The organism is Ensifer sp. ENS03 (assembly GCF_014852035.1).
GTDB lineage: Bacteria > Pseudomonadota > Alphaproteobacteria > Rhizobiales > Rhizobiaceae > Ensifer > Ensifer adhaerens.
The window spans coordinates 1170823-1189889 of the sequence record NZ_JACVAV010000001.1 but is presented as its reverse complement, the minus strand read 5'-3'; the positions used below and the strand labels follow the sequence as shown (position 1 = coordinate 1189889).

The 19067-nt window shown below is 63.5% G+C and carries 18 protein-coding genes; 9 read left to right on the top strand and 9 right to left on the bottom strand.

The window, feature by feature from the left end:
- Window positions 1-12: 12 nt before the first annotated feature.
- The 3 genes from rpsR to rplI all read left to right on the top strand — a co-directional run bounded on the left by rpsR (window position 13) and on the right by rplI (window position 2015).
- Window positions 13-261, top strand: coding sequence for a 30S ribosomal protein S18 (gene rpsR, locus IB263_RS05840; protein ID WP_025426448.1), 249 nt, complete (start codon window positions 13-15; stop codon window positions 259-261).
- A 192-nt stretch (window positions 262-453) separates the two neighbouring features.
- Window positions 454-1407: a membrane protein gene (locus IB263_RS05835; protein ID WP_034803975.1), complete on the top strand. Its 954-nt coding sequence runs from the start codon at window positions 454-456 to the stop codon at window positions 1405-1407.
- Window positions 1408-1439: 32 nt separating this feature from the next.
- A complete protein-coding gene (gene rplI, locus IB263_RS05830; RefSeq protein ID WP_034803982.1) occupies window positions 1440-2015 on the top strand; it encodes a 50S ribosomal protein L9 in 576 nt (191 codons plus the stop codon).
- A gap of 103 nt (window positions 2016-2118) precedes the next feature.
- Here rplI and IB263_RS05825 read toward each other — a convergent pair whose 3' ends face one another.
- Genes IB263_RS05825 through IB263_RS05815 form a run of 3 tightly spaced genes read right to left on the bottom strand, consistent with a single transcriptional unit; the run spans window position 2119 to window position 5396 of the window.
- Window positions 2119-3216 carry an HlyD family secretion protein gene (locus IB263_RS05825; RefSeq protein WP_060522120.1) on the bottom strand — a complete coding sequence of 366 codons (1098 nt, stop codon included), beginning with the start codon at window positions 3214-3216 and terminating at the stop codon, window positions 2119-2121.
- An 18-nt stretch (window positions 3217-3234) separates the two neighbouring features.
- The gene (locus IB263_RS05820) at window positions 3235-4947 is read right to left on the bottom strand and encodes an MFS transporter (RefSeq protein WP_192437898.1); all 1713 of its coding nucleotides are present in this window, start codon (window positions 4945-4947) and stop codon (window positions 3235-3237) included.
- A 5-nt stretch (window positions 4948-4952) separates the two neighbouring features.
- A complete protein-coding gene (locus IB263_RS05815) occupies window positions 4953-5396 on the bottom strand; it encodes a MarR family winged helix-turn-helix transcriptional regulator (protein ID WP_034803983.1) in 444 nt (147 codons plus the stop codon).
- Window positions 5397-5728: 332 nt separating this feature from the next.
- Between IB263_RS05815 and IB263_RS05810 the strand changes: the two genes are divergently transcribed.
- Window positions 5729-7231 carry a replicative DNA helicase gene (locus tag IB263_RS05810; protein WP_043611355.1) on the top strand — a complete coding sequence of 501 codons (1503 nt, stop codon included), beginning with the start codon at window positions 5729-5731 and terminating at the stop codon, window positions 7229-7231.
- A gap of 117 nt (window positions 7232-7348) precedes the next feature.
- On the opposite strand, the gene IB263_RS05805 is transcribed toward IB263_RS05810, so the two are convergent.
- The 3 genes from IB263_RS05805 to IB263_RS05795 all read right to left on the bottom strand — a co-directional run bounded on the left by IB263_RS05805 (window position 7349) and on the right by IB263_RS05795 (window position 9312).
- Window positions 7349-7648, bottom strand: a complete 300-nt coding sequence (locus IB263_RS05805; protein WP_034803985.1) for an AzlD family protein — start codon at window positions 7646-7648, stop codon at window positions 7349-7351.
- On the bottom strand, window positions 7645-8298 hold the full coding sequence (locus IB263_RS05800; RefSeq protein WP_060580970.1) for an AzlC family ABC transporter permease: 654 nt from the start codon (window positions 8296-8298) through the stop codon (window positions 7645-7647). Before IB263_RS05800 ends, IB263_RS05805 begins: the two co-directional genes overlap by 4 nt.
- Before the next feature lie 156 nt (window positions 8299-8454).
- Window positions 8455-9312, bottom strand: coding sequence for an AraC family transcriptional regulator (locus IB263_RS05795; protein WP_060604336.1), 858 nt, complete (start codon window positions 9310-9312; stop codon window positions 8455-8457).
- A 150-nt stretch (window positions 9313-9462) separates the two neighbouring features.
- On the opposite strand from IB263_RS05795, the gene alr reads away from it, so the two are divergent.
- From alr to IB263_RS05770, 5 genes are all read left to right on the top strand, one after another.
- The gene (gene alr / locus IB263_RS05790) at window positions 9463-10602 is read left to right on the top strand and encodes an alanine racemase (protein ID WP_034803986.1); all 1140 of its coding nucleotides are present in this window, start codon (window positions 9463-9465) and stop codon (window positions 10600-10602) included.
- A gap of 149 nt (window positions 10603-10751) precedes the next feature.
- Entirely contained in the window at window positions 10752-12155 is a 1404-nt protein-coding gene (gene radA, locus IB263_RS05785; protein WP_034804296.1) for a DNA repair protein RadA, read from the top strand.
- Between the two features lie 124 nt (window positions 12156-12279).
- Window positions 12280-12903: a CvpA family protein gene (locus tag IB263_RS05780; protein ID WP_034803987.1), complete on the top strand. Its 624-nt coding sequence runs from the start codon at window positions 12280-12282 to the stop codon at window positions 12901-12903.
- A gap of 145 nt (window positions 12904-13048) precedes the next feature.
- Window positions 13049-14536 carry an amidophosphoribosyltransferase gene (gene purF / locus IB263_RS05775; RefSeq protein ID WP_060522118.1) on the top strand — a complete coding sequence of 496 codons (1488 nt, stop codon included), beginning with the start codon at window positions 13049-13051 and terminating at the stop codon, window positions 14534-14536.
- A gap of 12 nt (window positions 14537-14548) precedes the next feature.
- Window positions 14549-15289: an SDR family NAD(P)-dependent oxidoreductase gene (locus IB263_RS05770; protein ID WP_134886530.1), complete on the top strand. Its 741-nt coding sequence runs from the start codon at window positions 14549-14551 to the stop codon at window positions 15287-15289.
- Window positions 15290-15396: 107 nt separating this feature from the next.
- On the opposite strand, the gene pssA is transcribed toward IB263_RS05770, so the two are convergent.
- The 3 genes from pssA to IB263_RS05755 all read right to left on the bottom strand — a co-directional run bounded on the left by pssA (window position 15397) and on the right by IB263_RS05755 (window position 19046).
- Window positions 15397-16272: a CDP-diacylglycerol--serine O-phosphatidyltransferase gene (gene pssA / locus IB263_RS05765; RefSeq protein ID WP_051659665.1), complete on the bottom strand. Its 876-nt coding sequence runs from the start codon at window positions 16270-16272 to the stop codon at window positions 15397-15399.
- Between the two features lie 9 nt (window positions 16273-16281).
- Window positions 16282-16980, bottom strand: a complete 699-nt coding sequence (locus IB263_RS05760; RefSeq protein WP_034803995.1) for a phosphatidylserine decarboxylase — start codon at window positions 16978-16980, stop codon at window positions 16282-16284.
- 179 nt (window positions 16981-17159) lie between these two features.
- A complete protein-coding gene (locus IB263_RS05755; protein WP_034804301.1) occupies window positions 17160-19046 on the bottom strand; it encodes an ABC transporter ATP-binding protein/permease in 1887 nt (628 codons plus the stop codon).
- Between the last annotated feature and the right edge of the window lie 21 nt (window positions 19047-19067).

Sequence of the window (19067 nt, the reverse complement as noted above, 5' to 3'; positions counted from 1 at the left end):
GAGATTAAGACAATGGCTGAAGTTTCTTCCGCTCCGGTTCGTCGCCCGTTCCACCGCCGCCGCAAGACCTGCCCCTTCTCGGGCGCAAACGCTCCGCGGATCGACTACAAGGACATCCGTCTTCTGCAGCGCTACATTTCCGAGCGCGGCAAGATCGTTCCTTCCCGCATCACGGCCGTTTCCCAGAAGAAGCAGCGCGAACTCGCCCAGGCGATCAAGCGTGCACGCTTCCTCGGCCTGCTGCCCTACGTCGTTTCCTAAGAACGGCTGACTCTCCGTCAGTCTTCTGACTCGACGGAACCCGACTTGTTGGGAGAGGCGCTCCCCTAAGGTGAGCGCCTCTTTCTCTCCCTTCCGCGATGGGCGCGGATCGGAACCGGCGCGATGCGCCAAAATCCCATGCTGGGGCTGCGCTTTGGCCATCCCCTAACTGCACGAAGCAGGACAGCGAACGTGACGAATGTGAACAGGACATCGCTGCTGACCGGCGTTCTCGCCGGCTTTACCGCCGCCCTCTTGTCGATGGGCGCGAATACGCAGTCGTCTCTTGCGATCGTCCTTTATGCCGCTTCGGCACTTCCAATCCTGATTGCCGGCCTCGGCTGGGGCAATGCCGCAGCGATCACCGCGATCGTCACGGCCGGTGCCACCGGTGCCGTTCTCGTTTCGCCCTACTTCGCGCTGCTGATCCTCGTTGTCACGCTGATCCCGGCCGGTTGGCTGAGCCATCTCGCCAATCTCGCCCGCCCGGCGTCCGAACTCGGCGGCCCGGACGAGGCGCTTGCCTGGTATCCGCTCTCCGATATCCTCAGCCATCTCGCCGGTCTGGTGACTGTCGGCATGATCATCGTCGGCGTGATCGTCGGTTATGGAGCCGATATCTCCGATCGCATGGTCGATATCGTCATTCAGGCCGTGAAGGCGCAGGACAGCGCCTACAACCCGGATGCGGCTGCCATCGCCCAGATCAAGTCGCTTTTCACCCTCGCTTTGCCGCTCGTCCAGGGCGCGATCTGGGTGCTGATGCTGTTTACCGCCTACTACCTCGCCACCCGCATCGTGCAGATGTCCGGCCGGTCGTTGCGCCCGCGCGAGGACATTCCGTCGACGCTGCGCATGCACCGCAACGCGATCTTCATCTTTCTCGGCGGCCTGGTCCTCACCTTCCTCGGCGGCGCACCCGCAACGATCGGCGCGCTGATCTGCGGAACCTTCGGCGCGGGCTTCCTGCTTGCCGGTTTCGCCTCCTTCCATTTCCGCACACGCGGCAAGTCCTGGCGGCTTCCCGTGCTGTGGATTGCATACCTGTCGGTGCTCGTGTTCACGATCCCGGCATTCTTCTTCCTCCTGTCCGGCCTGATCGATACGCGACGCACCATCGCGGTCACGCCGGTTGGAAAAAACTGACCAACGAACTGGAACTCTGAAAGGAAACCAACATGGAAGTCATTCTTCTCGAACGTATCGCCAAGCTCGGCCAGATGGGCGAAACCGTAAAGGTTCGCGACGGCTTTGCCCGTAACTACCTCCTGCCGCTCGGCAAGGCGCTGCGCGCCAACGCTGCCAACAAGGCCCGTTTCGAAGCTGAGCGTTCGACGCTCGAAGCCCGCAACCTCGAGCGCAAGTCGGAAGCCCAGGCTGTTGCCGAGAAGCTCGACGGCAAGTCGTTCATCATCGTCCGCTCGGCTGGCGAAACCGGCCAGCTCTACGGTTCGGTTGCTGCCCGCGACATCATCGAAGTGCTCGCTGCCGAAGGCTTCAACGTCGGCCGCAACCAGGTCGACCTCAACCAGCCGATCAAGTCGATCGGCCTGCACAAGGTCACGCTGCACCTGCACTCGGAAGTCGAGATCTCGGTTGAAGTCAACGTTGCCCGTTCGGCCGAAGAAGCCGGTCGCCAGGCAAAGGGCGAAAGCCTGACCTCGGCCGACGCCATCTACGGCGTTGACGAAGACGCCCTCAAGCCGGAAGACTTCTTCAACCCGGAAGCCGAATTCGAAGGCGAAGAAGAATAAGCCTTAAAGGCCATTCGACACGCGAAAGCCCGGATCATCGATCCGGGCTTTTTTCTTGGTTGCGCGGCCGTTTCTGGCAATGGCTCTGTGGGCCTCGGCCGTCTTATCCGTGGGCGGCAACAGGCGCGACACCGATGTTCGCCTGGTCCGGTGCAACGCGCACCGGCGCGTCCTTGTCGACGCGCACGACGACCGAAAGGCCGGGCGACAGCATTTCCGCCAGCGGCTGGCCGGGATCGACGACGATGCGCACGCCGACGCGCTGGGCCACCTTGGTGAAGTTGCCGGTGGCGTTGTCCGGACGGATGATGCTGAACTCCGAACCGGCGGCGGGCGAGAACCGCTCGATATGCCCCGTCAGCTCGTTCCGCTGCAGCGCGTCGACCGCGATGGCGACGGGTTGGCCCGCCTTCATGCCGTCGAGCTGCGTTTCCTTGAAATTGGCGACGACCCAGACGTCGTTCGGCACCAGCGCCAGGAGTTGCGAGCCGGCCGTCACATATTGACCGATCCGCGCGCCGATCTCACCGAGACGGCCGTCCCGCGGCGCGACGATGCGGGTGTTGTCGAGATCGATTCGCGCGAGTTCGACGGCCGCTTCCGCCCCGCTCACCGCGGCTTGCAATCCGGCACGCGCGCCAAGCGTCGTCGCCAGCGCCTGCTTCGACACTTCCAGCCCGGCCTCTGCCTGGCTCACGGCAGCGTCGGCCTGCTCAAAGCCTGCACGCGCCTGGTCGGCATCACTGCGGGTCGAAACACCCTTTTCCGCGAGCGGGCGGATGCGGTCCCAGGTCGCCCGGGCCCGATTGAAGGCAGCCTTGGCACTATCGAGCTGCGCCTGGCTGGCGGCGATGCCCGCCTTGGCGGAAAGCTCCTGCTGAAAGGAATTGGCAAGTGCGGCTTTCTGCCCGGCAAGCGTGGCTTCCGCCTGCGCCACCTTCTGCGCATAGATGCGGTCGTCGATCTTGACCAGCAGTTGCCCGGCCTTGACCGTCTCGTAGTCGTGCACCGGAACGTCGGCGACATAGCCCGCAAGCTGCGGGCTCATGATCGTTACAAAGCCGCGCACATAGGCATTCTCCGTCGATTCCACCGAACTGTGGAACGGCGGCAGCCGCCAGGCGTAGAGCACAAGGGCGATACCGGCGATGCCGGCGAGAAGAACGATGATGCTCGTGGGAGAGCGCAAGGATTTCAACATGGTCGTCAACTCTGTCAATCAGGTGGCCGGCATCGGCGCAGGAGCGGACAATCTCTGCCTGAGCCAGTTGTAGAAGATGTGCAGCAGCAGCCCGGCGAGCGCGAAAAGCGCGACCGCCGAGGCAAGCAGGAAGGCGTCGTTGTAGGCGAGGATGTAAGCTTCGCGGGTCACCTGTTGTGACAACAACACGGTGCCCTCGCCGCCGAGCAGGGTCTTGTCGCCCATCACCTTGGCGTAGGCGGCGGAAAGCTGGTTGACGCGCTGGGCAACCAGAGGGTTCGAGAGCACGATCTGTTCCGCGAGAAGGTTGGAATGAAACTTTTCTCGGATCGTGACGAAGGTACCGAAGGCGGCGGAGCCGATCAGGCTGCCGATGCTCTGGGTAAAGAGGAAGATCACGATGAAGCTGAGGATATAGCTCGGCCCCTTGGCGAGCGCCGCCTTGAAGCCGCGCGCCATGGCCGGCGGCAGGAAGAGCGCCGTTCCGGACGCGATCATCGCCTGGCTCAGATACATCTGCTCCGGCCGTGTCAGGCTGGTTGCCTGGCTGTCCATGTAGGCGCCGGCCGCCAGGAGGCCGAGTGCCAGAATATGCACGCGCTCCGCATGTTCAGGATTCATCAGCGCGGCGCAAAGCAGACCGCCGCCGATGGCCGCAGCAAGGATGATCCAATAGAGGGTTGCGACCTGCTCGAACTGGAGACCGAGCTGCTGGTAGAAGTTCGCAGCAACAGTCGATTGTTCGGAGGCGACCAGCCGGAAAATCAAGAGAACGGCGGCAAAGTGCACGATCTCCTTCGAAGCGATCCAGCGCACGTCGATCAACGGCACCGGGCGATAAAGCTCGATCAGCACCGCGGTCGTCAGCGTCGCTATCGAGACGACCAGCAGGACGCCGAGCCAAGGAGCCTCGAACCACCAGTAGAGGCGCCCCATGGTCAGGACCACGGCGAGGCAGCCGAAGGCGACGGCGACGAGGAGGTAACTCAGGATATCCATGCGCTGGATAACCTTGGCATGCGGGACCGGCGTCAGCGGCAGCAGGTAGATGATCGGCAGCGCGATCAGCGCCAGCGCCATTTCCAGCGTGTAGAGCGCATGCCACTGGCCATATTCGATCAAGGTCGGTGAGATCAGGCGGGTGATCGGCGCGGAAATCGTCGTGCAGGTGAGCGCCAGCGCCAGCCCGACGGTCAGCTTGCGCGCCGGCGGAAAGGCTTCGAGCATGTAGAGGAAGCCGAGCGTCGACATCGGTGCGGCGGCAATGCCGCTGATGAAGCGCACGACGATCGCCGAATGCAGATCGGAAACGAAGACGTTCATCAGCGAGACGACGACGAAACCGGCGATGCTGATTTCGGCAAAACGGCGCAGCCCGTATTGGGCGCGGATCTTCACCAGCGCGATCGACAGGCTGACATTCGGCGCCATGTAGGCCGCCGAGAGCCAGCCGGCTTCGATGGAGGTCGCCGAAAGCGAGCCCTGGACCTGCGTAAGGTTGGCGAGCGCCAGGTTCATGCCGAGCCCCTGCGTCAGGAACAGGAGCACGGAGCCCAGGACATAGACCGCCGAAAGCAACAGACCTTTCTCGACGGGGGCCGGCACGGGGGTTGGCGCCGGTTCCGGCGCAATAACGGTTTCTCCGTGTTGGTCCTCGTCGACGGCCTCCGCGACCTCAAGCTCGGAGGCAAGGCGATTGTCGTTTGCGGCGGCCGTCGCGACTGCGCCCATCGCCGTCACTCCCGCGCCAGCGACTGAACATTGTCGGCGATCGCACGAACCACCCGCTTTGTCACGGCAAGCTCGGCTGCGTCGATGCCTTGCAGCACTTCGGCCCGGATTTCGTCGGCAAGCCTGAGGATCTCGTCGGCAACGGTGCGGCCGAGTTCGGTCATATGGATCTGCTTGGCGCGTCGGTCGGAGACCTCGACCCGCCGCTCGATGAAGCCCTGCTTCTCCATGCCGTCGAGCAGGCGCACCAGTGTCGGGGTCTCGATGTCGAGTTCGTCGGCGAGCTCCCGCTGGTTCAGGCCATCCTTCTTCGTCAAGGCGAAGAGCGCGCGGGCGCGCGACAGCGTCAGTCCCTTCTCCTTCACCCGCGCATCGAACACGGCGCGCAGCTTGCGATTGAGCAGCGACAGGGCATCGAACAGTTCGCGGTTCACGGTGGGCTGATACATTGATATCTTTTCCATATTACTAGCATGCTAATTATTCTGCCTCTATCTAATCCAAATGCGGTGGATTTTCAAGATGCGGATTTGAGGCAGAGGAGGACGGCGCTACACTTCGTTTCGTCGGGAAGGTTCGGGTGATTCGCGGCGTCAACGACCAAATTTGTGACGACGGCATAATCCGCACATTTGCGAGCCCCCGCCTGTGGATCAGTCGAACAACGGGAACAGCGCCGGGCGCGGTGACGTCGCTTCGCGACTGTGTCCCTCGTGCACTTGACCCGGCCCGCGCTAAAACGCAAACCGGTGCCACACCAGACAGAGGCAGAGATAAACGAATGAACGAAGCGTCGCGAAAGCTATCCCCTATCGGCAAGGATCAGGCGGACCAGCACTACCGCGAGGCCCCGAACAACCTCGAGGCCGAGCAGGCGCTGCTTGGCGCGATCCTCGTCAACAACGACGCGTACTACCGCGTGTCGGACTTCCTGAAGCCGGTGCATCTGCACGAGCCGCTGCACCGCAAGATCTACGAAGTCGCCGGCGACATCATCCGCATGGGCAAGATGGCGAACCCGGTCACCATCAAGACCTTCCTCAAGGCCGACGAGAAGGTCGGCGACGTGACCGTCGCGACCTATCTTGCGCGCCTTGCCGGCGCTGCCGTCTCGATCATCAACGCCGAAGACTATGGTCGGGCTATCTATGACCTGGCGCTGCGCCGTTCGCTGATCACCATCGGCGAGGACATGGTCAACATCGCCTATGACGCGCCGCTCGACATGCCTCCGCAGGGCCAGATCGAAGACGCCGAGCGCCGTCTGTTCGAACTTGCCGAGACCGGTCGATACGACGGCGGCTTCCAGTCGTTTAACGACGCCGTGGCGCTCGCCATCGACATGGCCGGCCAGGCCTTCGAGCGCGACGGCAGCCTTTCGGGCATTTCAACCGGCATCCTGTCGCTTGATGGCCGGATGGGCGGCCTGCAGCGTTCCGACTTGATCGTGCTTGCCGGACGCCCCGGCATGGGCAAGACCTCGCTTGCCACCAACATCGCCTACAACATTGCTGCGGCCTACGAGCCGGAAGTCCAGGCGGACGGCTCGTTCAAGGCCAAGAACGGCGGCGTCGTCGGCTTCTACTCGCTCGAAATGTCGTCCGAACAGCTCGCCACCCGTATCATCTCCGAGCAGACCGAAGTCTCCTCCTCGAAGATCCGCCGCGGTGACATCTCCGAGGCCGACTTCGAAAAGCTCGTCGCCTGCTCGCAGATGATGCAGAAGGTGCCGCTCTACATCGACCAGACCGGTGGTATCTCGATCGCCCAGCTTTCCGCCCGCGCCCGGCGCTTGAAGCGCCAGCGCGGCCTCGACTGCCTGGTGGTGGACTACATCCAGCTCATGACCGGCTCGGGCAAATCCAGCGACAACCGCGTGCAGGAAATCACCCAGATCACCACCGGCCTCAAGGCGCTCGGCAAGGAGCTGAACGTTCCGATCATCGCGCTCTCGCAGCTCTCCCGTGGCGTCGAAAGCCGCGAAGACAAGCGGCCGCAGCTGTCCGACCTTCGTGAATCGGGCTCGATCGAGCAGGACGCCGACGTCGTGCTCTTCGTGTTCCGTGAGGAATACTACGTGAAGAACCTGGAGCCGCGCGACGAGTTCGACCCGAAGTACGAAGAATGGAAGATGAAGATGGAGCAGGTGAAGGGCACGGCCGACGTGATCATCGCCAAGCAGCGTCACGGACCGACCGGTACCGTGAAACTCGCCTTCCAGTCGGAATTCACGCGCTTCACCGATCTCGCCGATCCATCCTTCACCCAGTACGAAGAACACTAGGGTTCCGTGGGGGCGGCCGGAGCGGGCTGGGAAAAATGTTTGCGGTTTCCCAGCCCGCTCTCAATTTCAAATGGCACGTGCCTTTTCGCTGAAGCGCGCCGCGCCAGCACAAACCTCTCAGAACACGAGGCGCAGCAGCGCTACCGAGACGACACCGACGGCGACCGATACCAGGAGCGGCAGCCGCATGGCGGCCACGGCCGTCGCGGCAGCGGCGATCGTTTCCGCCGGGCCAGTCACGAAAGCCGTCGGCGCGATAACCGCCATCAGCACGGCCGGCGGTATCGCCTCCAGTGCGCGCTTCTGGCTTTCCCCGATCGTCACATACCGGATCAGCACGAGGCCGCCGATGCGGGTCGCGATCGTCGCAACCGCCATGGCGACGATGGCAAGCAGTGTATTTGGATCGACGGTCATGCATGGGCCTCCTTGCGTGCACCGGAGAGAAGCGCGACCACGACCCCGGCCGCAGCCCCGGCAGCGATGTACCAGACACCTGGCAGCAACTGATGCGTGAGCACGGCAGCACAAGCGCTAGCCGCCAGAACGGCACCCGTCTCCCGTCCTTTCCAGAACCCCATGACCAGCACGATGAAGACGGCGGGGAACGCAAAGTCGAGGCCGGTAACCTTCGGATCGCCCAGGAAGGCCCCAAGCAACGCGCCCGCAAGGCTCGTCAGCACCCAAAGGCAGTAGAAAGGCACCGCAAGGCCCGCATACCAGGCAGGCGTCAGCTTGCCGTTGCTCGCCCGCATCTCGGCCATGGCCCAGATCTCGTCGGCCAGAAGCAGCATCGAGGCATAGCGCGCCGGGCCGGAGAAACTATCGAGCTTGCCGCCGATCGAAGCGCTCATCAGCACATGGCGGATGTTGACGAGCAGCGCCGAAAAGCCAAGCGCTGCCCAGGACGCCGGATGCGTCCAGATATCCATCGCGACGAACTGGGACCCGCCGGCAAAGACCAGCGCGCTCATCAGCGCCACCTCGGCCGGCGCAAGTCCCTTGCTCGCCGCCACCGCACCAAACACGAGGCCGACCGGCATGACCGCGACGATCAGCGGCGTCATAGCAACCGCCGCGGCCCGAAATTCCTGGAAAGCACTTCTTTCCTGCAACGTCCACGTCTCCATTCGCGCGATGCGCCGCCTATCCACACAGGCGCGCGATCGCAATTGCCCGAGTGTTCTAGGACTCGGGCTGCGGATCGTCTTGAACGAAAGTGATCAGCCGGCGCGGAAGGCCCCAGGGGTGACGCCGGTGCGCGCCTTGAAATGACGGCTGAAATGCGCCTGGTCGGCGAAGCCGCATTGATAGGCCGCGTCCACCGCCGACCAGCCGTGCCGCAGCAGCGTCTTTGCCGCCCGCACGCGCTTGTCGGTCAGGAACGCATGCGGGGTGATGTGGAACTCCTTGCGGAACGCGCGGATGAGGTGGGCGCGGCTGAGGCCGGCGACCTTCGCCAGTTCCTCGAGCCCGACGTCCTCCGCATAGTTTTCCGCCAGGAAGTCGCGCGCCCGGTGCACGGCCGATTGCTCGCGCGTTTCGATCGGCGTGATGATCGTGCTGCCGTGGCGCTCGAACATCGCGGCAAGCACCGCGAACATTTTTTCCTCCGCCTCGAGCGTCGCCCCCGACACTTCGAGCGTGCGGTGGGCCTGATGGAAGGAAAGAGCCAGGTCCGGCGCCTGCAAAACACGCTTGGAGAAGGATGGCGTGCCCTTGAAAGCGCGTCCGGTGACATCCTCGATGATGCTCACCAGCAGTTCGGCGCTCGGATAGACCATGCGATAGCGATAGCCGCTGCCGCCCGGATGACCGTCGTGAATTTCGTCGGGATTGATCAGATAAAAGTATCCGGGGCCGGCCTCCGAACGCTCGCCCTTGATCTTGCTGATCTGCGAGCCGGCCTCGATGGCGCCGATGCTGAAGGTTTCGTGCGCGTGCGGCGCAAATTCATGGGTGATGAAGGTCGCCGTCAGACATTCCATGCCCATGAAGCGGGAATCCCGCCAGAAGCGCGTGCGCTCGGCGCCCTCTATCGGCATGACATCGATGGCTTCTTCCTGCGAAATTGTCTGCATGGCAAAACCATAGTGCGCCTGCGCGGCTGCGTCTTGCACAAAAGTGCTCGTTTGCCTGGTCCATCCGCGAGGGCGCCGCGACAGGGGAATATTTGCGACGCTCTGCGCTTGGCTGTATTGATCCTGGATCATCCACGCAGAGTGCCCGGCATGCTTCCTCCAGACTTCCTTTCCGCTTCCAACCGGCTCACGATCGATCTTGGCGCGCTTGTCGACAACTGGCGGGCCATGAACAAGCGCTCCGGCAAGGCGCGTGCCGCAGCCGTGCTCAAGGCGGATGCCTATGGCATCGGCATCGCGCAGGCGGCCCCTGCCCTCTATGCGGCCGGCGCCCGCGATTTCTTTGTCGCCAATGCCGAGGAAGGCGCAGCACTCCGTCCGCTTGCACCGGACGGCCGGATCTACATTCTCGCCGGGATGTGGCCGGGCAACGAGGCGCTGTTCTTCGACAACGATCTGGTGCCGGTCATCAACTCGGACGAGCAGCTGGCGGTGTTCATGGCCGCCCTTTCCGAGCGTGGCGACCACCCTTGCGTGCTGCATGTGGATACCGGCATGAACCGGCTCGGCCTTACGGTCGAGCAGGCCGTTGCGCTTGCGACAGACCCGGCGCGACCGGCAAGCTTTTCGCCGGTGCTGATCATGAGCCATCTCGTCAGCGCCGACGATCCGGACCATCGGCTGAATGGCCTTCAACTCCGTCGCTTCCATGAGGTGTCGACTGCCTATGAAGGGGTCGATGCGAGCCTTGCCAACTCCGGCGGCGTCTTCCTCGGGCCCGACTATCATTTCGACCTGACCCGGCCGGGCATCGCCGTCTATGGCGGCGAGGCGGTGAACGACATCCCCAACCCGATGAAGCCGGTCGTGACCGCCGAAGCACGGATCATCCAGGTGCGAGACGTGGCCGCCGGCGGCACCGCGAGCTATGGCGCCTCTGCCCGCTTCGACCGCGACAGTCGCATCGCCACGGTGGCTGTGGGATATGCCGATGGCTATCACCGTTCCGTCTCCGGCGGCGGCGTCACGCTCAGGCAGGCAACGCCATCAGGGGCCTTCGGTTTCCTGCACGGCCAGAAGGTCCCGCATGTCGGGCGCGTCACCATGGACCTCAGTCTCTTCGACGTCACGGACCTTCCTGAAAGCGCGGTACGACCGGGTGATTACATCGAGCTCTTCGGCCGGCACATCGCCATCGACGATGTCGCGCGCGCCGGAGGGACGATCGGCTACGAGATGCTGACCAGCCTCGGCCGCCGCTATATCAGGCACTATATCGACAGCGTCTGACGCGCTCCTTCACCTCATTTTTCGGTCATTCTTGCAGAAATTCACCTTTTGTTCCGCACTTTGCGGCATTATGTGACGATACAGGTGATTCTTTGCCGCCGACGTCCCCTCGCGACGTCGGCGGTCTCACATTCCGAAAGTCGATGCCGATGGCGAAAGCGCGTACCCAATTCATCTGCCAGAACTGCGGCACGATCCACACTCGCTGGGTGGGAAAATGCGAAGGCTGCGGCGAGTGGAACACGATCATCGAGGATGACCCGACGGCGGGCATCGGCGGCGGTCCGTCGCGCGCGCCGAAGAAGGGACGCCCGGTGGCACTCACCACCCTCTCGGGCGAGATCGAAGACGCGCCACGCATCCAGACAGGCATCTCGGAACTCGACCGGGTGACCGGAGGCGGCTTCGTGCGCGGATCGGCGCTGCTCGTCGGCGGCGATCCCGGTATCGGCAAGTCGACGGTGCTGATGCAGGCAGCGGCCGCGCTCTCGCGCCGCAAGCATCGCGTCATCTATGTCTCGGGCGAAGAGGCTGTGGCGCAGGTGCGTCTTCGCGCCCAGCGGCTGGGGGCTGCCGACAGCGATGTGCTGCTCGCTGCTGAGACCAACGTCGAGGACATTCTGGCGACGCTGTCGGAAGGCAAGCGCCCGGATCTCGTGATCATCGATTCGATCCAGACGCTCTGGAGCGACATCGTCGATTCCGCGCCGGGCACGGTGACCCAGGTTCGCACCGGCGTGCAGGCGATGATCCGCTTTGCCAAGCAGACGGGAACCGCCGTCGTGCTCGTCGGCCATGTGACCAAGGAGGGCCAGATCGCCGGTCCGCGCGTCGTCGAGCATATGGTCGACGCCGTGCTCTATTTCGAAGGCGACCGCGGCCATCACTATCGTATCCTGCGCACCGTCAAGAACCGCTTCGGCCCGACCGACGAGATCGGCGTGTTCGAAATGTCGGACAAGGGCCTGCGCGAGGTCGCCAACCCGTCGGAACTGTTTCTCGGCGAACGCAACGAGAAATCGCCGGGCGCCGCCGTCTTTGCCGGCATGGAAGGCACCCGCCCGGTTCTCGTCGAAGTGCAGGCGCTGGTCGCCCCGACCTCGCTCGGCACGCCGAGACGCGCCATCGTCGGCTGGGATTCCGCACGGCTCTCGATGATCCTTGCCGTGCTGGAAGCCCATTGCGGCGTGCGGCTCGGCCAGCACGACGTCTATCTCAACATCGCCGGTGGCTACCGCATTTCCGAGCCGGCGGCCGATCTAGCTGTGGCTTCCGCACTGGTTTCATCGCTTGCCGGGCTTGCCCTTCCGGCGGATTGCGTCTATTTCGGCGAAGTCAGCTTGTCGGGTGCCATCCGGCCGGTTGCGCATACCGCACAACGCCTTAAGGAAGCCGAGAAGCTCGGGTTCTCCCAGGCGGTCCTGCCGTCCGCTTCGACCGAACTGCCGAAAAACGGCAATGGCCGCTGGAGCGAGATGGAAAGCCTGCCCGATCTGGTGGCGCGCATCGCGGGGTCGCGAAACGCGCTGAGACCGGTGGAGGACGAAGACTGAAAGATGCGGATGCCGCAGGCCGCTCTTTAAGGGCCGCAAACAGGCTGCAAATGCCCTGAACTCAGGGCCGATGGCGGATAGGCTTGAGGAGACCCGGACGAACCGGGTCCGGAGTAAGGACAAAATGCCCATTACAATTCTCGACGGTATCGTTCTCGGCGTCGCCCTGTTTTCCGCAATCCTGGCCATGGTTCGAGGCTTCTCGCGCGAGGTGCTTTCGGTCGCGAGCTGGGTGGGTGCGGCGGCTGCCGCCTACTTCCTCTACCCGCATCTCCTGCCCTATGCGAAGCAGTATACCAACAGCGACACGGTCGCGATGATCGGATCGGCGGCGGTGATCTTCCTGATCGCGCTGATCATCATCTCCTTCATCACCATGCGGATCGCCGATTTCATCATCGACAGCCGCATCGGCGCGCTCGACCGCACGCTCGGCTTCCTGTTCGGCGCTGCCCGCGGCATCCTTTTGGTCGTCGTCGCCATGCTGTTCTTCAACTGGCTCGTCGCTCCGCAGCAGCAGCCGACCTGGGTCACCCAGGCCAAGTCGAAGCCGCTGCTCGACAATCTCGGCAACAAGCTGATCGCGCTTTTGCCCGAAGAAGCTGACGCCACCATTCTCGATCGCCTGCGCGGCAAGGACACGACCGGCGAAGGCGAAGGCGAAGCGCCGGCAACGACGCCCGGCCAGGCACCTGCGACGACGCCGGACCAGGCGCCCGCCGACGACGCCCCGGCCACCAACGGCTGAGACAGGAACGATTTGCCGACAAAGCCCGCCCCGCGGGCTTTGTCCTTTTGGGGAATAACGCTTGCAGCCGTTTTCAGCTAAGATTGCTTGAAGACGGCGGGCCTGATCACGATATGCGCACCGGTACGGAGCAAAGGCGACTGTGATGACCGATAGATCCATCGAAATCCACGATGAACTCGAAGGCGACGAGCTGCACGAAGAGTGCGGCGTCTTCGGCATACTGGGGCACTCGGACGCGGCGGCGCTGACGGCGCTGGGCCTGCATGCGCTCCAGCATCGCGGCCAGGAAGCAGCCGGCATCGTCACCTTTGACGGCAAGCAGTTCTGCACCGAGAAGCGCATGGGCCTCGTCGGCGACCACTACACGGATCCGGCGACGCTGGCGAAACTGCCGGGCTTCATGTCGATCGGCCACACCCGCTACTCGACGACGGGCGAAGTGGCGCTGCGCAACGTGCAGCCGCTCTTTGCCGAACTCGAAGTCGGTGGCATTGCGGTCGCCCATAACGGTAACTTCACCAACGGCCTCACGCTTCGCCGGCAGCTGATCGCCGACGGCGCCATCTGTCAGTCGACCTCGGATACCGAAGTCGTGCTGCACCTGATTGCCCGCTCGAAGCAGTCCTCCTCTTCCGACCGCTTCATCGATGCCATCCGCCAGATGGAAGGCGGCTATTCGATGCTGGCGATGACGCGCACGAAGCTGATCGCCGCACGTGATCCGATCGGCATCCGTCCGCTCGTGATGGGCGAACTCGACGGCAAACCGATCTTCTGCTCCGAGACCTGCGCACTCGACATCATCGGCGCGACCTATGTCCGCGACGTCGAGAACGGCGAAGTCATCATCTGCGAGATCCAGCCCGACGGTTCGATCACCATCGACGCGCGCAAGCCGGAGGTTTCGCAGCCCGAGCGTCTTTGCCTGTTCGAATATGTCTACTTCGCCCGGCCGGACTCGGTCGTCGGCGGCCGCAGCATCTATGTGTCGCGCAAGAACATGGGCATCAACCTCGCCAAGGAAGCGCCGGTCGAGGCCGACGTCGTGGTTCCCGTGCCGGACGGCGGCACGCCGGCCGCCCTCGGCTATGCCCAGCAGAGTGGCATCCCCTTCGAATACGGTATCATCCGCAACCATTATGTCGGCCGCACCTTCATCGAGCCGACGCAGCAGATCCGCGCCTTCGGCGTCAAGCTCAAGCATTCCGCCAATCGCGCGATGATCGAGGGCAAACGCATCATCCTCGTCGACGATTCGATCGTGCGCGGCACGACATCGGTAAAGATCGTGCAGATGATGCGCGAGGCCGGTGCGCGCGAGGTGCATGTGCGCGTCGCGAGCCCGATGATCTTCCATCCGGACTTCTACGGCATCGACACGCCGGATCGTGACAAGCTGCTCGCCAACCAGCATGCGGACCTCGCCTCCATGTGCCGCTACATCGGCGCGGACTCGCTCGAGTTCCTGTCGATCGACGGTCTTTATGAGGCGGTCGGCGGCGAAAAGCGCGATCCGAAGTCGCCGCAGTTCACCGACCACTATTTCACCGGGGACTATCCGACCCGCCTTCTCGACCAGGAAGGCGCCAGCAATGTCCGCAAACTCTCGGTTCTCGCCAGCAACGGATAATCAGACAGAAAAATGACGATCGATCTCAAAGGCCGGGTGGCCGTGGTCACCGGCGCATCGCGCGGTATCGGCTATTTCACCGCTCTCGAATTGGCCAAGGCCGGAGCCCATGTGGTTGCCTGCGCCCGCACCGTCGGCGGTCTCGAAGAACTCGACGACGCGATCAAGGCGGTGGGCGGCTCGGCGACGCTGGTGCCCTTCGACCTTGCCGACATGCCGGCGATCGACAAGCTCGGTGGCGCGATCAACGAACGCTGGGGTAAACTCGACATCCTCGTTGCCAATGCCGGCGTGCTTGGCACGATCTCGCCGATCGGGCATGTCGAGGCGAAGGTGTTCGACAAGGTGATGAACATCAACGTCAACGCCACCTGGCGGCTGATCCGTTCGCTCGAGCCGCTGCTGATCAAGTCGGATGCCGGCCGTGCGCTGATCCTGTCGTCGAGCGCTGCACACAAGTGCAAGCCCTTCTGGGGGCCCTACTCCGCTTCGAAGGCTGCCGTCGAGGCTCTGGCCCGTACCTGGGCCGGCGAGACGCAGCGCCTGCCGCTGCGCATCCTCTCGGTCGACCCCGGCGCCACCCGTACGGCGATGCGCGCTCAGGCGATGCCGGGCGAGGATCCGGAAACCGTGCCGCATCCTTCGGAAGTCGCAGCCAAGCTGCTGCCGCTGGTTGGCCCCAACCAGACCGAGACCGGCAAGCTCTACATCGCGCGCGAAGACAAGATTGTCGACTACCGGCTGCCGGAATAAGCTTCGTCACACCGCTCAAATGAGAAAGGCCACCGTGTCGTCACGGTGGCCTTTTCATTTTGGGCATTGCCGGTCGGAAAGCCATTCACGCCTCTCGCGGACTTGCGTTAGTCCTTGTCGCCCGGCAGGCCGTCGCCGCCGGTCGAAGGATGGGCAGGCCAATCGCCGCCATATTTGCGCTGCCAGGATCGCGCGCCGAAGGGCAGCGTGATCAGGTAGCCAAGCGCCGTCACCGCCATCGTTTCCCATGTGTAGGTCATCAGCGTCGCGACGTAAAAGACGACGCCGAGGATGGCCGGCAGAACGAGGTCGCGGCGCACGCGGCTGTTTTCCGACTTGCCGGACCAGACCGGCAGACGGCTGACGAGCAGGAAGGCGATCAGCACCGTGTAGGCGGATGCGATGAGCGCGAAGGTGCGTTCTGGCGCCAGGCCCAGGAGGCCGAGATAGACCGGCAACAGCACCAGCATGGCGCCCGCGGGCGCCGGCACGCCGACGAAATATTCCGACTGCCAGGACGCCTTGACCTGGCGCTCCGCCATCACGTTGAAGCGGGCGAGCCTCAGGCCCATCGCGATCGCGTAGATCAGTGCCGCGATCCAGCCGATCGAACGCGCCTGGTCGAGGATGAAGACATAGAGCACGAGGGCCGGCGCGACACCGAAGTTGATGATATCGGCGAGCGAATCCATCTGGCCGCCAAAGTTCGACGTCGCCTTCAGGGCGCGCGCGACACGGCCGTCGATGCCGTCGAGAAAGGCGGCGAGCAACACCATGGCAACGGCAAGCTCGATGCGGTTTTCAAAGGCGAGCCGGATACCCGAGAGGCCGGCGCAGATCGCGAGCACGGTGATCAGATTGGGGATCATCAACCGTAGCGGGATTTCGCGCAGCCGTGGGCCGCGTGCGGTATCGCTCGAGCCGCTGGCGTCCTCGGACGCCTGCCGCGTGTCGATCGGTTTTTCCTGTTCAGAGCCTTCCATAGACACTCCTTATGCGCGGCGGCTGATGACCGGGCCCTTGGCCGAGCCAAACTCGGCGAGCACGGTTTCGCCCGCAACGGCAGTCTGCCCGACGCTGACGCGCGGCTCGGAGCCGGCCGGCAGGAACACGTCGAGACGCGAGCCGAAGCGGATCAGGCCGAAGCGTTCACCGGCCTCCAGCGAGCCGTTCTCGTACTTCCAGCACAGGATGCGGCGGGCAACGAGACCGGCGATCTGAACGACGCCGATGGCGCCGTGTTTTGTATCGATCACCAGACCGTTGCGCTCGTTCTCCTGGCTCGCCTTGTCGAGCTCGGCATTGACGAACTTGCCGGCGCGATAGGCGACGCGGGTGATGGTGCCGGCCATCGGCGCGCGGTTCACGTGGCAGTTGAACACATTCATGAAAACGGAGATGCGCAGCATCGGTTCCGAACCGAGGTTCAGTTCTTCCGGTGGCAGGACCGTCGCGATCGACGAGACGCGGCCGTCGGCCGGGCTGATCACCAGATCGTCGTCGAGCGGCGTCATGCGCTCGGGGTCGCGGAAGAAGTAAGCGCACCACGCGGTCAGCACGAAGCCGATCCACATCAACGGCTCCCACAGGAAGCCAAGCACCAGCGACACGACGAAGAAGATCGCAACAAAGCGGTAGCCTTCCTTGTGCACCGGGACGAGCGTGTTGCGGATCGTATTGACCAGGCTCATGAACTCTACTCCAGATTTTCCGTGGAACGTGATCGTTTTCTATAAGTTAGCGCGGGATGCGGACGGAAAACCGCAAACGCTTTTCCTGCCCCCCGCTCTAGCGCGAAATGTCCCGGCGGGCAACGTTGCCCGCCCGGTAGCGACAAAACGCGTCGCGCTCAGCAAAGAAAAAGACGCCATCAAACCGCCGGCTCGCCGCGGGTGACGATGCCGAGATCGTCGCTCTCGCGCACGCGCTTCAGTTGCTCTTCGGCCTGCGTCGCTTCGCGCTGGCGGCTCCACATCGAGGCATAGAGGCCGTCGCGATCGATCAGCTCGCCATGGGTGCCGCGCTCGGCGATGACGCCGTCCTTCAGCACGATGATCTCGTCGGCGTTGATGACGGTCGAGAGCCGGTGCGCGATGACAAGCGTCGTGCGGTTTCGCGAAACGACGTCGAGTGCCGACTGAATCTCCTGCTCCGTGCGCGTGTCCAGTGCCGAGGTCGCCTCGTCGAGGATCAGGATCGGCGGCGCCTTGAGAATGGTGCGGGCGATCGCAACGCGCTGCTTCTCGCCGCCCGAAAGCTTTAGGCCCCGTTCGCCGACCATGGCCTGGAAGCCCTCCGGCAGGGTGCGGATGAACTCGGCGATCTGCGCGGCTTCGGCCGCCGCCTCGACTTCGGCTTCGCTCGCCGAAACGCGGCCATAGCGGATGTTGTAGGCGATGGTGTCGTTGAAGAGCACCGTGTCCTGCGGCACCATTCCTATCACCGAGCGCAGGCTCTTCTGCGTCACTGTGCGCACGTCCTGGCCATCGATGGTGATCGCCCCTTCCTGCACGTCGTAGAAGCGATAGAGCAGCCGCGAGAGCGTAGACTTGCCGGCACCGGAGGGGCCAACGACGGCGACCGTCTTGCCGGCGGGCACTTCGAAAGTGATGCCCTTCAGGATCGGACGCGCCGCGTCATAGGCGAAATGCACATCCTTGAAGGCGATGGCGCCCTTGCCGATGACAAGTTCGCTCGCATTCGGGCGATCCACCACTTCGGCGCGCACGTCGAGCAGGTCGAACATATGCTCGATGTCGGTGAGCCCCTGACGGATTTCGCGGTAGACGAAGCCGATGAAATTGAGCGGGATCGCAAGCTGGATCAGCATGGCGTTGATGAAGACGAAGTCACCCAGCGTCTGCTCGCCACGCTGCACGGCAAGCGCTGACATGATCATCATCACGGCCGTACCGGCGCCGAAGATCAACGCCTGGCCGAAGTTGAGCCAGCCGAGCGACGTCCAGACCTGGGTCGCCGCCGCCTCGTAGCGTTCCATCGACTTGTCGAAGCGACGGGCTTCCATCTCCTCGTTGCCGAAATACTTGACCGTCTCGAAGTTCAGCAGCGAGTCGATCGCCTTGGTGTTGGCGTCGGTGTCGCTGTCGTTCATCGAACGGCGGATGGCGATGCGCCAGTCGCTCGCGCGCACGGTGAACCAGATGTAGAGCCAGACGGTGACGGCGGTGACGAGGAGATAGCTGAAGCCGTAGCCCCACCAGAAGATCACTGCCGTCAGCAGGAATTCGATCAGGGTCGGAACGCTGTTGAGGATGGTGAATCGGACGATCGTTTCGATGCCCTTGGTGCCGCGCTCGATGACGCGAGAAAGCCCACCGGTGCGCCGCTCCAGATGGAAGCGCAGCGACAGCTGGTGCATGTGCACAAAGGTCTTGTAGGCCAGTTGCCGGACCGCGTGCTGACCGACGCTTGCAAACAGCGCATCGCGCAGCTGGTTCAAGCCGGCCTGCAAAAGACGCGCAAGGTTGTAGGCAAGCACCAGCATGACCGCGCCGGTCATGAACACGGGCAGAAAGCCCAGGACATCCGGCTTGCCGTTCAGCGCATCGGTTGCCCATTTGAAGGAATAGGGAACGAGGATCAGGACGACCTTGGCGATGATCAGAATGACCGTCGCCCAGATCACCCGAAGCTTGAGATCGGCTCTGTCCGATGGCCACATGTAGGGCCAGAGATTGGCGATCGTATGCAAGGGATTGCTGGTATCGGCCGAAACGGTTTTCTTCTGGGGTGCCACGTTCTGATCCGCTCTTACGTT